The 13,999-nt window shown below is 68.2% G+C and carries 10 protein-coding genes and 1 pseudogene; 2 read left to right on the forward strand and 9 right to left on the reverse strand.

The annotated features are described in order from the left end of the window. Window positions 1-13 precede the first annotated feature (13 nt). From KAH28_RS00300 to KAH28_RS17415, 4 genes are all read right to left on the reverse strand, one after another. Window positions 14-1,381: a type II and III secretion system protein family protein gene (locus tag KAH28_RS00300; protein ID WP_290573796.1), complete on the reverse strand. Its 1,368-nt coding sequence runs from the start codon at window positions 1,379-1,381 to the stop codon at window positions 14-16. A 53-nt stretch (window positions 1,382-1,434) separates the two neighbouring features. Continuing rightward, on the reverse strand, window positions 1,435-2,424 hold the full coding sequence (gene cpaB, locus KAH28_RS00305) for a Flp pilus assembly protein CpaB (RefSeq protein ID WP_290573798.1): 990 nt from the start codon (window positions 2,422-2,424) through the stop codon (window positions 1,435-1,437). Between the two features lie 230 nt (window positions 2,425-2,654). Continuing rightward, the gene (locus KAH28_RS00310; protein ID WP_290573799.1) at window positions 2,655-3,083 is read right to left on the reverse strand and encodes a prepilin peptidase; all 429 of its coding nucleotides are present in this window, start codon (window positions 3,081-3,083) and stop codon (window positions 2,655-2,657) included. 118 nt (window positions 3,084-3,201) lie between these two features. Next, a complete protein-coding gene (locus KAH28_RS17415) occupies window positions 3,202-3,393 on the reverse strand; it encodes a Flp family type IVb pilin (RefSeq protein ID WP_366918094.1) in 192 nt (63 codons plus the stop codon). Window positions 3,394-3,536: 143 nt separating this feature from the next. Here KAH28_RS17415 and KAH28_RS00315 point away from each other — a divergent pair, with 143 nt between their 5' ends. Beyond that, complete coding sequence (locus tag KAH28_RS00315) at window positions 3,537-4,379, forward strand: symmetrical bis(5'-nucleosyl)-tetraphosphatase (RefSeq protein ID WP_290573800.1); 843 nt, start codon at window positions 3,537-3,539, stop codon at window positions 4,377-4,379. 566 nt (window positions 4,380-4,945) lie between these two features. Continuing rightward, a pseudogene (locus tag KAH28_RS00320) lies at window positions 4,946-5,807 on the forward strand (sigma 54-interacting transcriptional regulator). A 160-nt stretch (window positions 5,808-5,967) separates the two neighbouring features. Here KAH28_RS00320 and KAH28_RS00325 read toward each other — a convergent pair. From KAH28_RS00325 to rluD, 5 genes are all read right to left on the reverse strand, one after another. Further along, entirely contained in the window at window positions 5,968-8,574 is a 2,607-nt protein-coding gene (locus KAH28_RS00325; protein WP_290573801.1) for an efflux RND transporter permease subunit, read from the reverse strand. Between the two features lie 63 nt (window positions 8,575-8,637). Continuing rightward, a complete protein-coding gene (locus KAH28_RS00330; protein WP_290573802.1) occupies window positions 8,638-9,702 on the reverse strand; it encodes a YCF48-related protein in 1,065 nt (354 codons plus the stop codon). A gap of 59 nt (window positions 9,703-9,761) precedes the next feature. Then, on the reverse strand, window positions 9,762-12,059 hold the full coding sequence (locus KAH28_RS00335) for a DUF1302 family protein (protein WP_290573804.1): 2,298 nt from the start codon (window positions 12,057-12,059) through the stop codon (window positions 9,762-9,764). Between the two features lie 169 nt (window positions 12,060-12,228). Further along, window positions 12,229-12,909: a peptidoglycan editing factor PgeF gene (pgeF, locus tag KAH28_RS00340; RefSeq protein WP_290573805.1), complete on the reverse strand. Its 681-nt coding sequence runs from the start codon at window positions 12,907-12,909 to the stop codon at window positions 12,229-12,231. A gap of 55 nt (window positions 12,910-12,964) precedes the next feature. Continuing rightward, window positions 12,965-13,942, reverse strand: coding sequence for a 23S rRNA pseudouridine(1911/1915/1917) synthase RluD (gene rluD / locus KAH28_RS00345; RefSeq protein ID WP_290573806.1), 978 nt, complete (start codon window positions 13,940-13,942; stop codon window positions 12,965-12,967). Window positions 13,943-13,999 lie beyond the last annotated feature (57 nt).

The following is a 13,999-nucleotide window of genomic DNA, read 5'->3' on the forward strand; positions in this document are numbered from 1 at the left end:
GGCAGCGGCCTTGTCAGCGCGAGAAGCCGAAGGCCGACTGGTCGTACGCGCCGCTCTCCTGCAGCATGAACTGGTCGAAGCGCGGCCGGTAGTCGCCTTCCCTGCTACCAGGGAGCGTCGGAAGCTCGGCGCCGCGCCCGATCGGGCGCACCAGATGCGGCGTCACCACCATGATCAGCTCGCGCTCCTCGCTGGAGCGCTCCGCGGACTTGAAGAAGGCCCCGAGGATCGGGATATCGCCGAGTCCCGGCAGCTTGTTGAGATCGTTGACCTGGTTGGAGCTGACCAGACCGGAAATGACGAAGCTCTCGCCGTCCCCCAGCTCCACGGTGGTGTCGGTGCGCCGCACCGTCAGGGCCGGCACGGAGGTGCCGCCGATCTCGATGCCGGCGGTGAAGTCCAGCTCGCTGACCTCCGGCGCCACCTTGAGCGCGATGCGATCGCGCGACAGGATCGTGGGCGTCAGGTTGAGACGCACACCGAACTCCTTGAACTCCACCGTGATGCCACCCGCCGTCGCTCCGCCCTGGGAGACGGGGACCGGGAACTCGCCGCCGGCGAGGAAGCTGGCCGTCTGACCGCTGGTCGCGGTCAGGCTGGGCTCGGCGAGCGTGCGCGCCATGCCCTTCGACTCGAGCAGGCTGAGCACGCCCAGGATGCCGTCGCTGGCATCGCCGAGCACCAGATTGAAGGCATTGTTGAGCGGCACCAGATTGGACTCGATGGTGAAGCCTTCGCCCTGGCCGCCCTCGATGCCGCCCAGCGAACCGGGCGAGAAGACGCCGCCGGTCGTGTTGGAGATATTGCGCGCGAAGTTGAACCCGTAGCGCTGCGCCGTGCGCCGACTGACCTCCGCGATCCGGATCTCGGTGAGCACCTGCGTCTCCATCTCGACGGCGCTGCCGTCCGAGATCTCGCCTTCGCTGCCCGTACCGGCCTGCGCCTTCGCGCGGGCGCGCTGGTGCGCCAGCAGATTGGGCAGCGGGCCACTCAGACTCCTCCCGGGCTGGATGCGGGCCTCGGCGAGATCGGGGTCCGGCTCGGCGTCCGCGGCCCCGACCGGAGCGACTTCCAGCCGGATGCGCTCCGGTTCACCACCGCCCTGCGGCCAGATCATCAGGCTGGTCAGTCCGGTGCGCCTGCCCGTCACCAGGAGTTCGCGCCGGTTGATGACGTTCACCTCAGCCACTTCGGGATTGCCGACCGCGACACGGACCACCGCGAAATCGCGGCGAAGGAGCTCGTGGGTGCCGCTTCCCACGCGGAGCGTCGCTTCCGGCTCGGATGCTCCGATGCGGGGCGCCAGCAATGCGCCGACGCCGAGCAGCAATGCCAGCAGCGCCGCGTGGAGCAGGTTGCCCCGATGGATTGCATGCTTCATCCGGTACTCCTCGCGAGTAACGACATTCTGGTTGGGTCGATCGAAGGCACGCATCAGTCGAGCACCGTCTTCACGTCGGCACCGCTGTAGACATAGATCCGGTGTCGGGGGCGCGCCTGCCGGGACTTGATGCGCGACAGCTGCTCCGCGGTCAGGGGATCGTCATCGACCTCGCCATCATCGGCTGCCTTCCTGTCCTTCGGCTTCGCGCTCTGTGCATCGGCGCTGGCGACATCGGTCCGGTCACCGCTCGCGGCCGAATCGCCCGCACCGCCATCGGCGGATTCCGCCTGTGCAGCGTCGGACAGCGCGTCCAGCTGCGCCACCTCCGGCGCCTGGCCGTGCATCGCCAGACGAATGGTGCCGAGATTGCTGCCCAGCATCAGTCGGGTGATCTTGTCGTCGGGTACCGCGAGCACGACCGTGCGCTGGCGGCGCCGCCGATCCTCTTCCTCCTCCTCGACGCCTTCCGGACGATCGATGATGCGATCCTCCAGCGCGAGTACGCGGATCTCCTCGAGAAGGCGCCGCGCCTGCACGTCGTCGACATCCGAGCCGCCGCGCAGGTAGATCAGCACGTCGACGATGTCCCCGGGCTGCAGGAAGCCGCCGACCGCGATGATGTCGTCGACCTCCAGCGAGACGGCCTTGTGGTTCTCGGGGATGATGCGGGCCAGCTCGTTGGCCTGCTTGAAGTAGCGACCGGTCAGCGGGGCACCGGCATCCACATCCACGAGCGGGATGCGGCCCACCACGTCCTCGGCACTCTCGAAGTGCCCCTGCGGAAGCACGGCCACCGGCGCTTCGCGCACCTGTTCCTCGGTGATCGGCTGGAAGGCGCGCAATGGCGCCACGGCCACCACCGCGCGTTCCATTTCCGGCATGGCGGCGCTTTCGTTGTCGCGCTCCGTCTCGGAGGCGGCCTGCGGGGGCGACGCCGCTGGAGCGGTATAGCTGCGCGTCATCTGGAACGCGACGACTGCCAGCACGATGGCCAGCAACACCGTCACCGCTGCGAATATCTTCAGGGCCGTGCTGCTCATTTCTGTTCTACCCCTGTTTGGGTCGTTGGACCAGCGCCGTCATGCGAGCGCGACACCGGACCGGATGGCGACAGCGCCCTGCCGGAAAGCACGAGCGCTGGCGCCGAAGGCACGTTCTGACCAACTCCTCGCCCATCGACGCACAACGTATCGTGTGCTCCGTCGCTCGAGAGATCGACTGCTATCGACTCTGACCGGGTGCCGCCGGACGGGGCATGGCGCCGTACAACTCAGGACCGCACCGCCAGCATCATGACAACGAGCCCGCCGACGACCATCGCCGGCGCAGCGGGTTGCGGTTCGCGTTTGCCACTCGCCAGAGCCACCCCCGCGTGCAGCCCCAGTGCCACTGCCGTTCCGGCGACAAGCGGGAGCGCAAGCGGCCAACCGCAGGCGAATCCGGCTACCGCCATCAACTTGACGTCGCCGGCGCCCATGGCGCGGACCAGATATCCCGGAAGCGTCAATGCCAGGCCCACGCCCATGCCGATCCAGCTTGCCGCCCAGCCCGGAGAAACGCCGAGACTGGGGGCAAGGAGCAGAACAGCAATGGACAGTACCAGTATGCATAGCGGGATCGCGTTGGGAATGCGACGCTGACGTAGGTCGAAGATCATGGCCACGACAAGCAGCAGAATGAGGAGCAGAAGATGCGTCATGCGGCGCGCTCAGCGATCTCCTTCGACGGCTACTTGTCGTCCCGGAAGCGGAAGGGAATGCCGGGCAAACAGTGAGTACACCCGCATACCACTATCAGGAACCGAGGCCTGCTTCCGGTTAATCCGCCGTTGCGTCGGTCAGCCCTTGGTTCACGTCCTGAAAGACTCCCTCAAGCTGCGGGCCAATCAGCAGAAGGGTGCTAACAATGACTACTGCAATCAATGCAGCAATCAGCCCATACTCGATAGCGCTCGCACCCTCCTCATCACCCAGAAAGTGCCGAACCCAGACAGAAAGATAAGTAAGCATCGTGAACCCCTCAGGTTGTGCAACATGCGGCAGCTGCCGCGTTGAATGAACATTAGGCGCCGGCCGGTTCGGGTGTCAAAGCGCCTTATCCCCGCTCGCGCTACCGTTCATCGGCGATAGTCCGCAAACACCGTTACCCGTACATGACGACCTGGATCATCGGCGACCTCCAGGGTTGCCACGCCAGCCTGGAGGCGTTGCTCAGCGAGATCGGCTTCGCCAGCGCGCGCGACGAGCTGATCTTCGTGGGCGATCTGGTGAATCGTGGGCCGGCGTCGGAGGGCTGCCTGCGGCGCGTGCGCGCGCTGGCCGAGGCCGGATCGGCGCGATGCGTGCTGGGCAATCACGACCTGCATCTGCTCGCCGTGGCCGCCGGCCTGCGTGCACCGAACGCGGACGACACGCTCGACGACATCCTCGCTGCACGCGACCGCGATGCCATGCTCGACTGGCTGGCGCGACAGCCGCTCGTGCTGCGATGCGCCGAGCGCGACATCGTGGCCCACGCCGGGCTGCACCCCGACTGGGATCTCGACACCGCGGAGCGCTGCGCGCGCGAAGTGGAGGCGGAGCTGAGCGGCGTCCGCCGCGAGGCATTCCTGAAGCGGATGTACGGGAACGAGCCGGCGCGCTGGGTCGAATGCCGCGATGCCGAAGGCCGGCAACGCTTCACGGTCAACGTCTTCACCCGCATGCGCTTCGTGACGCGGGACGACCACGGCCTCCGCCTGAAGGCCAAGGGGAGCGCCGCACACCCCCCGGAGGGCTGCGTGCCCTGGTTCGCGGCGGACCATGCACGCGGTCACGGTAGCCGCGTCTTCTTCGGGCACTGGTCGACCCTGGATGCGGTGGCCTGGCCGCAGTACGGGGTCTACGGGCTGGACACCGGCTGCATCTGGAACGGCCGACTCACCGCCTGCGACCCCGCGACACTGGCACTGTCCAGCGTCGCGGCCGCCCCGGGCGACGGCAGGGCGCCGCTGTAGCAACGTCCGGATACCGCTCGTCGGGCCGGGAGCGCTGATCGTCCGTCCGGGTGGCGGAGAACGTGACGACCGGTTCAGGATCGGGGTCCTGTACCGAGGAGGAATGTCCCGTGTTCTCACGAAAGGATCGCGCGTCCAGCGAGGCGCCGTCGGTGTCGCACACCTACCTGCTCGCCGTCGACGAGAACCGCGCCGTCGATGCCGCCGACCGGCACGCCCTCGCGTCGGCCATCCCGGACAACGCCGAGTGCCAGCTGTCGCGGCACGACAAGCTCGGCCGCAACGATATCGGCCGCTCCGCCTTCGTGCTCGCGCTCTTCCTCTCGGACAGCGCCCTCGATGACCTGGCCGACCGCGTCCTCGCCGCACGCGCGGAGGGCAAGGGCCCGACGCTGATCGTTGCGGTCCGTCCCGCCCATCTCGCCGCGCTGGGCCGCTGGCTCAACAGGCGTGCGGAGGCCGGCAGGCTCGCCGGCACCCGGTTGATGGTCGCCGATGATGTCGCCGGCGCGGCCCGCCAGCTTCCGGCGCGCCTGGTGCCGGTAACCGAGGACAACGTCATCCGCATGCCGGCCAATACCGAGGTCGACAACTCCCCGAAGACCAACTTCTTCAGCTTCAGCCCGCAACTGCAGGCACTGACGGCGCGCATCCGCGGCTACGCCGAGAACGGTGTCCACCGCGCCTACCTGCTGGGCGGGCCGGGCAGCGGCAAGACCTCGCTGGCGTACTACTACTATCTGGTGCGCGCGAAGGGGCGCTTCGTGTCCGTGAACCTGCTCGCCGAGGACACCGGCGACAAGGCCGCGGTCAAGTCGCTGCTCTGCGGACACGTGCCGGGCGCCTTCCCCGGCGCCGGCGCGCGCGGGCGCCTTCGACATCGCGCAGGACGGCGTCTGCTTCCTGGACGAGAGCCACGGCGTGATGGGTGCGGTCATGGAAACGCTGATGGAGGCGCTCGACAACGGCCAGTACATGCCCTACGGCGCCGCCGCCAAGCGGCCCATGCGCTGCGCCCTGCTGTTCGCGACCAACCGCTCCTGGGAGCACCTGCAGCAGTCGGTGAACATCGATGAGTTCACCCGCCTCGGCGCCGCGACCCTCCGCGTGCCGGAGCTGACCCACCGCGAGGAGGACATGATCGCGGTCACGGCGACCATGCTCGCCAAGCTCGGCGCGCCCTGCACGAGCTGGGAAGCGCCCGCGGGACTGGATCGCGAAGCCTGGGAACTGATCCGCAACTGCCGCTGGCACGGCAACATCCGTGCACTCGTGCGCGTGCTGGAAGCCGCCTTCGTGGACACCGCCACCGGCGCCGTCGGCGACCGCCGGGATGTCATCGAGGCGGACGCCATCAACCGCGGAATCGGTCTGTGGGAGCCGACCGAGCACCACAGCCACGCCATCTACTCGGCCGAGGCCGGCTAGGCCGACGCCGGTCACCCGCAGCGACGGGCGCAGCGGGTCCCCGGAATCCGGACGGGACCTTCCCGTTCCGGTGGCGCTGACCGCGTCAGCGCCACCGGGGAACGCACCCTTCGCTTCGTGCGGTCGTAGATCGACCGCCCGTCAACCGTTCCTCACCGATTCAGCGTGACGCCTTCTCGGCGCGCTCGGCCTCCTCGTTCAGCGGCAGCACGAAGCGGCACAGCGCCGGGCACAGCACGACGGCACCCAGCATGTTGGCCGAGAACATGAAGACCAGCAGCAGGCCCATGTCGCGCTGGAACTGCAGATCGGACAGCAGCCAGGTCGCCACGCCGCCGGCCAGGCAGACACCGGTGAAGACGACCGCCTTGCCGGTCTGCTGCAGCGTCGCCATGTAGGCGTCGCGCAGGCTCTTGCCGTTCTGCCGGACCTCGCGTTCGATCACGTCATAGATGTAGATGCCGTAGTCGACACCGATGCCCACCGCCAGCGCCACCACCGGCAGCGTCGCGGTCTTGAGGCCGATCTCGAAGATCGCCATCAGCGCGTTGGCCAGGAAGGTCACCATCAGCAGCGGCGTGACCACCGCTACTACGGCCGCGACCGACTGATAGGACAGCAGCAGGAAGATGGTGATGGTCACGTAGACCCAGAAGATGGTCGCGAACTCCTTCTCGTGCACCACCTCGTTGGTCGCCGCCATGACGCCGACATTGCCGGACGCCAGCGCGAAGTTCACCGGACAGGTCTTGTCGTACTCGGCGTGCGCTTCCTCGGCCTCGGTGATGCGGTCGTCGAGCGCCTTGTAGCGGTCCGTCTGCTCGATGTCGACTTCGCTCATGCCGGTGGCGCCCATCTCGGTCTTGTACTGCGCCAGGGTCTGCTCGCGGCGACCGATCTCGCGGCGCGCCTCGGTCCGGGCGTCGCAGTACTCGGGATCGACATCGTGTTCGGCCACGGAGAAGTAGGCCTCGGCGTTCTCGCGGTCGAAGCGCTCCACCGCATCGACGACGCGCTCGAGCGTTCCGGCCTTGTGGTCCTCGGTGAAGACGAGCACCGCCATGGCCGAACAGTCCGGATTGAGAAGACCGGACGACGTCGGCACCGGCGTGATGGCCTGGACCATGGTGTAGCGGTTGCGCGGAAGCACCCCGTACATCGGATTGGCCTCCGAGAACGCCGCATTGACCTGACGCGCGACCTGGGGCAGCGAGACCGTGGACGAGACCCCGTCGACATTGCGCATGTGCCAGGTGAAGCGGTCGATCTGCTCCATGACGTCGTACTGGATGCAGGCTTCCGGATCGGTCTCGGCAATGACGCGAAGGATGTCGGTGCCGATCGCGAAGTTGCGCGCGATGGCACGCGAATCCTGGTTGTAGCGCGAGTCCGGACGCAGCTCGGGCACGCCCTGGTCGGCGTCACCGATGATGCGCTCCTGCTGCAGATAGATCGAGGCACCGAGCACCACGGTCGCACCGGCCAGCAGCAGCGCCGCGACCGGCGTACGGGTCACCACCGTCATCAGGCGCCAGAGCTTGTCGCTGGCCTCCATCTTGCGCTGGCGCTGTTCCGCGAAGGCCTGCGGGTTCTTGATGGTGAGATACGACAGCCAGATCGGCAGCAGGATCTTGTTGGTGATGATCACCGCCATCATGCCGAAGGCGGCGTTCCACGACATCTCGCGGACGATGTCGATGGGCACGAACTGGATGGTCAGGAACCCGGTCATGTCCGTGATCAGCGCGATCGTGCCGGGGATGGCCAGACGCCGGAAGGTCTCCACCGAGGCGTCGTAGCCGTTCATGCCCTTGAGCACCTGGTCCGCCCATGTATTGGTGTACTGCACGCCGTGCGACGTACTGACCGCCAATATCAGGAAGGGCACCAGGATGGCGAAGGGATCGAGCCCGAAGCCGAAGCTGTGCAGCAGGCCGAACTCCCAGATCACCGCGATGATCGACGACACCAGCGAGATGGTCGCCAGCGTCGCGCTGCCGGTGTACCACCACAGCGCAAGCGCGGTGCCCAGCAATGCGATCAGGAAGAAGCCGGCCACCTCGAGGGTCGCATCGGTGACGTTGCCCACCACCTTGGCGAAGCCGATGATGTGGACCTTGATCTCCTCGTCCTCGTACTGCGTACGGATCGCCTCGAGCTTGTCGGCGACCTGCGAGTAGTTCAGCTTCTCGCCGGTGACGGGATCGGTCTCGATCAGCTCGGCGTAGATCATCGCGCCGGTCTGATCCTCGGTGGTGTAGCGGCCGATGATGCCCGCGCGCGCGACGTTGTTGCGCACGGTATCGAACATCTCCTCGGTCGGCTGGTAGTCCGCCGGGATGACGTTGCCGCCCTGGAAGCCGCCCTCGACGACCTCGAGATAGCGCACATCGGGGGTGAACAGCGACGACACGCGCGAACGATCGACGCCTTCGAGGAAGAAGACCTCGTCGGTGACGTTCTTCAGCCGGGTGAGGAACTTCTCGTTGTAGATGTCCTCATCGTTCTGCTGCACGAGCGCAACCAGTACCTGGTTGGCGCCGCCGAACTGCTGCTCGTACTGCTTGTACACCTCCATGTAGGGATGCTGCAGCGGGATCGACTTGTCGAATCCGGCGTCCGGACGCACCTGCGCCGTCTGCCAGGCGAAGAAGACCGTCGCCAGCACGAGGAAGCCGGCGAGCAGCAGGCGCCGCCCGTAGATGAGCGGGACCAGGACGTTCAGGATTTTCTCGGTCGTCGCGTTGCCCTGCGATTCTGCAGCCATGTTCGGGGTTCCCTATTGCGCGCGTGCGTTGCGTTGCCGTGTCTCGCCGTGAGCCGGCCAGTGTCAGGGCAGGTCGAAGTGCTCGATGCCGCTCTCGCCGACCAGGATGAGGTCATGGTCGGGCCCGAGCTGGGCGCTGGCGAGCGGACTCTCGCTGGCGGTACGCCAGGCGTTGTCCGGCTCGGCCTCCGGCGTCAGTCGAACGATCTGGCCGTTGAGTCCGACCAGCGCGAAGTTCCCGTTCGGCATCCGCACGCCCCCGAACATGGAATTGGTCGTGCCCGTGGAGACCGTCTCCCAGCCCTCGCCGTCGAGTCCGTCGTCGCTGCCGAGCACCGGGTCGAAATCGGGATCGAGATCGGGAACCGCGGTGAGGTCGCGCGCCACGAAGGCATTGCCGCGAAGCCCGTAGACCAGCACGCCGCCGTTGTCGAGTGGCAGGGCACCGAACAGCGAGCTGCCGTACGGCGGCTGCAGACGGCGCCAGGGGCCCTCCGGCGCATCGGCGACGGCCAGCAGGCCGTATTCGCCGGCGACGAAGAGGCGGCCGTCATCGAGGCGGATGATGTCGTTGAGGTGGAACTCGTCGCCGCGCAGCTCGGGCGCTTCCAGTTCTCCCCAGCTCTGTCCGCCGTCGCTGGTGACGTAGGCCAGGCCGTAGGCGCCGATGGCGACCCCGCGCTCGAGATCGAAGAACAGCACGTCGTGGAAGGGCTCCTCGAGTTCGGGCTCGAAGTTCTGCGTCTCCCAGGTCCGGCCGCCGTCGGTGGTGTGCAGGATGGCCGCATCGTGCCCCACCGCCCAGCCGTGATCGGCATCGACGAAATGCACGGCGGTCAGCGCTGCGCGCACCGGCACCGGCACCTGCGCCCAGTCCCGGCCGTCGCGGGAGACCAGCACGTGGCCGCGATCACCGGTGACGATGTAGTGCTCGCCGGTCCAGGTGACGTCGAGCGCAAGATCCTTGTCCGCGCGCTCCATCATCTCGGCCGGATAAGGCTGCTGCGGCAGGGCGTCGAAATCGACCTTGCTGCCGCCGAGCTGCGCGGTCGCGGTCCCGGTAACGAGCGCTGCGAGCGCGACAAGGTTGCGGGTGCGGAGCACCTGCGAGGTCCGTGATCGTGTCATGTCTCCACCTGTGACCGGCACGCGTACCGGTAGTCGTCTCTATGGCTCGAACGCGCGCCTCAGAACTGATAACCGAGGAAGAACTGGATGTTGTCGCGATCCCGCTGAAGGTCCCGATCGCCGCCCCCGGTAAACCAAGTGTAGCGTACGGACCCCTGGAAGGCGTTCAGGAAATCGAACGCCGCGCCGGCGATGATCTGCCTCCGACCCTCGATGAAGTTGCCGCCGATGCCGGGGGTGGTGCCCTCCACGTCATGGAAGAAGGCGGTCGTGAAGGTGACGTTGGATCCGAAGATCAGGTTGTCGTAGCGCGTCAGGGCGACCGCGCGATAGCCCCACGACACATCGGTGCCGAAGGCGCTGCGATCGCTGATCGCGGTGGGATTCTGGCGCAGTCGACGCTGCAGGTCGTCGGGATCGTCGGGATCGCCCGGCGGCACGTCGCGCAGGTCCGGCGGCTGGATGCCCCGGGTACCGTCGGCGCCGTGCGAGATGTGCGTATCGGCCTGCCCGCCATTGAACTGCAGCTCGTCGAGGCCCGGCATGTCGATGACGTGCTGCAGGCCGACCTCGAGCACCAGCGTCATCTGCGAGGCGCGGAAGGGGTTCGCGCTGGCGCCGAGGAAGCGGATGAAGTTGAGGTTGAGCTGCCCCGTCTCGAGCTCCTCGTAGCCGCGGATGTAGGTGTTCGGCGTGGCCTCGATGTCGCGGTACTCCGTGAGGAAGGACGGCACAGCCGAGCGGCGGCCCGGCAACGTCGCGATGCCGAGGTTGACGTCGTTCTCGGGGAAGGCCGGCTGCAGCGCCGCAAACACCAGATCGGTGGAATGGATCTGCGTGGGCAGGTTCGGCCGGTAGGCGTACTCGCCCGAGAAGGCCGTGCCGCCGATGTTGGTGTTGAAGGAGACCCCGTAGAGCTGGATGTCCTCCGGGTACTCGATGAACAGGTTCATGGTGTCCAGCGGCAGGCCGTCGCGGCCGGCGGGCTGGAACTCGCCGACCCCGGCCGCGGCGGCCACATTGCCCAGCGGCACCTGGCACGACGCCAGCACGGAGGCGATGTTGGTCAGCGGCGCGGTCGGCAGGTCTCCCACCACCGGCAGGTTGGCGAGCGTGTTGAGCAGCCCGTCGATGGGGCCGGAGGGGTTGCCGACGCAGGTGGCATCGGCCGAGCGCGCGCTCACCACCGGGAAGCGGTTGTGGTAGTTCGCGTAATAGACGCCGATCTCGGTACCGCCGATGAAATCGGGGAAGTACTGGCGCAGCGCAAAGCCGTACTGGCCGCCGTCGTCCGGCTCGCGGGCGTTCTCCTCGGCATAGTCGCGCTGCACGAAGCGCGACGCGGTGGAACCCAGGATCGCGGCCGGATCGTCCGGGTTGCGGTACGGCTCGTAGAGCTGCAGCGGGTCCTCGGGCGCCTTGCCGAAGGACAGCATGGCGCCCTGACCGCCCTCGCCGACGATGTCGCTGGTGGAGAAGAACGAGCCCACCGGGTCGGCGACCACCGGCCGGAACTCGTACTGGTAGAACGCCTCGAGCGCCAGATCGCCGAACAGGCGCGTCTGCAGCTGGACCATGCCCTGCGGCCGCAGCAGCTCGGCGATGTCGAAGCCGGGCACGCGCAGCAGCGCCTGGTTGGGCGGGTTGATGAAGTTGAGGCTGTTGGAGACCAGGAAGGCCGACTCGCCCCAGTTGATGACCTGGCGACCGACCTTCATGGTCAGGTAGCGATCACCGATGAAGGGCACGTCGAACTGCACGAAACCGTCCAGGATCTGCGAGCTCGCGCCGAGGCGGCTGCGCGCGCGACTGGACAGCTGCGTGTGCCGCGGCAGGTGCGTGGTGTCGGGGTTGGTCTCGTCGAAGTCGACGTAGTTGGCGTCGAACAGGAAGAGCGTGCGCGCGAAGAAGTCGAAGTCGATCCCGCCTATCGGCACCGTGAAGCTGATGTCCGTGGTCAGCTTGGCGGCGGCATTGATGAGATCGCCCTCGTCGAAGTTGGTATTGCCGTTGTCGGCGTTCGGGCCGTAGCCGCCGCGCTCGTTCACGTAGCGCAGGTTGGCGTCGCCGAACTGGGGATCGTCCTGCGTGGAATTGCAGGTATCGCCCATGAACATGCGGTCGTCGCCATCGAAATCGCCCTGCACCCGCGCGACGCAGATGCCCGGGTTGAGCGTCGACTTGCTGACCAGCGACGAATCGCGCTCCTGCATGCGCCAGGCGGCGCCCGCCGTGAAGAGGTTCTCCAGCCGGATGGTCGTGATGTCGCCGACCGGCACCTCGATCGCCTGCGCGCCGGTGCTCATCCCCACACCGAACGCCAGCATCCCCGCCATCGCGGCGCCCTTCACGTGCATCCGCGACTCCCCCATTGATCCAGCCATCTGCTCTCCCCGATTTGTCGGTTGCGCCGGTGGCGCCCTTCTCCGCGCGTGCCGGCGTTGTACGGGAACGTGTGCGAACCCGCAATATGCGGCGGTTGTAGCAGAACGCCGCGCGCGGCCGCAACACGACGGCGTCCGGGGGTCAGCCCGACATCCGCCATATGAGCGCCGCCATCCGCCCGCAGGGCCCGTCGCGACGATGCGAGAAGAAGCGGTCGCCATCGCTCGCCGTGCACAGTCCGCTGTCGAACACCGCAACACCGTTGCGCCGCAGCCGGATGCCCGCCAGCGCGCCGAGATCACCGTGCCAGCGACCGTCCGCGGCCAGTCGGAAGGCCGCCGCATCGGCGTCGTCGGCGAAGGCCGCGCGCACGTCGTCGTGCACCAGGAAGTGGTCGGGTCCGATGCGCGCACCCAGCCACGCCTGATAGGCATCGCCACCGCCCGGCAGCGCCGCGAGTCCGGCATCGATGACGCCTGCGGCGAGACCGCGCCAGCCGGCATGCAGCGCCGCCACCGCCCCGCCGTCGCGCCGGGCGAGCAGGATGGGGAGGCAGTCCGCCGCCATCACCACGCAGACCACGCCGACCCGGTCGGTCCAGCTGCCGTCGGCCTCCGGCGGCGCGCCGTCGCGGGCGGCATCGGCCCGCAGCACGCAGGTGCCGTGCACCTGCCGGAGCCAGACCGGATCGCCGGGCAGGGCCGCGGCGCGCCGCAGATGCGCGCGGTTGGCGGCGACGCTTGCCGGATCGTCGACCGTGGTAGCACCCAGGTTGAGCGTGGCGAAGGCGCCGCCGCTGACGCCGCCGCTACGCGTCGTCATGCACGCGCCGACACCGGGGGGCCGGGGCCACTCGGGCCGGATGAGCGCGAGCGGGTCAGTCGCCACGGTCGGGAGACAGGCGCTGCAGCCCGTCGAGCAGGGCGTGCATGTCGGCCGGCAGCGGCGCTTCGATATCGAGCGCCTCGCCGCTGATCGGATGCGTCAGCGCCAGCCGGCGGGCGTGCAGGGCCTGCCGCGGGAAGGTGGCAAGCAGCTCGCGCAGGTCCTCGGGCATGCCGCGACCGTGGCCGCGGCGTCCACCGTAGACATCGTCGCCGACGATGGGATGGCGGATGTGCTTCATGTGCACGCGGATCTGGTGCGTGCGCCCGGTCTCGAGCCGCACGCGCAGGTGGGTGTGCCAGCCGAAGCGGGCGTGCACGCGGTAGTGCGTCACCGCATCGCGACCGCCCGCGAGCACGGCGATGCGCACGCGCGACCGCGGGTCGCGCCCGAGCGGCGCCTCGACCGTGCCGCCGGCCACCAGGCGCCCCCACACGACGGTGTCGTACTCGCGATGGATCTCGCGCGCCTGCAGCATGCGCACCAGGTGGGTGTGCGCGCCGATCGTCCGGGCCACCACCAGGGCGCCGCTGGTGTGCTTGTCGAGGCGGTGCACGAGGCCGGCCCTCGGCAACCGCGCGGTCTCCGGGAAGCGGTGCAGCAACGCGTTCTGCAGGGTGCCGTCGGCCTCGCCGGCGCCGGGATGGACGGTCAGCCCCGCGGGCTTGTCGACCACGATGAGGTCGTCGTCGGCGTGCAGCACGCCGAAGGCGATGTCCTGGGGCAGGCTCTCGCCCACCGCCGCGTCGTCGACCTCGGCCGACAGCACGAGGCGGTCGCCGCTCGCCACGGCGTTGCGCGCGCGCGTCACCGGCGTCCCGTTCACGCTGAGCCGCCCCGCCGCGATCCACCCCTGCAGGCGGGCGCGGGAATAGTCGGGGAACAGGCGGGCCGCGACGGCATCGAGGCGCCTGCCGGCAAGCGAATCCGGCACTTCGGCATCCTCCGATATACTGCCGGGCTGCTCCATCAAAGCACTGCCATCATGAAGTTCGCGCGTCCGCTCCGGCACATCGCAGGTCCCTGC

The sequence above is a fragment of the Algiphilus sp. genome (assembly GCF_023145115.1).
Taxonomy (GTDB): Bacteria; Pseudomonadota; Gammaproteobacteria; order Nevskiales; family Nevskiaceae; genus Algiphilus.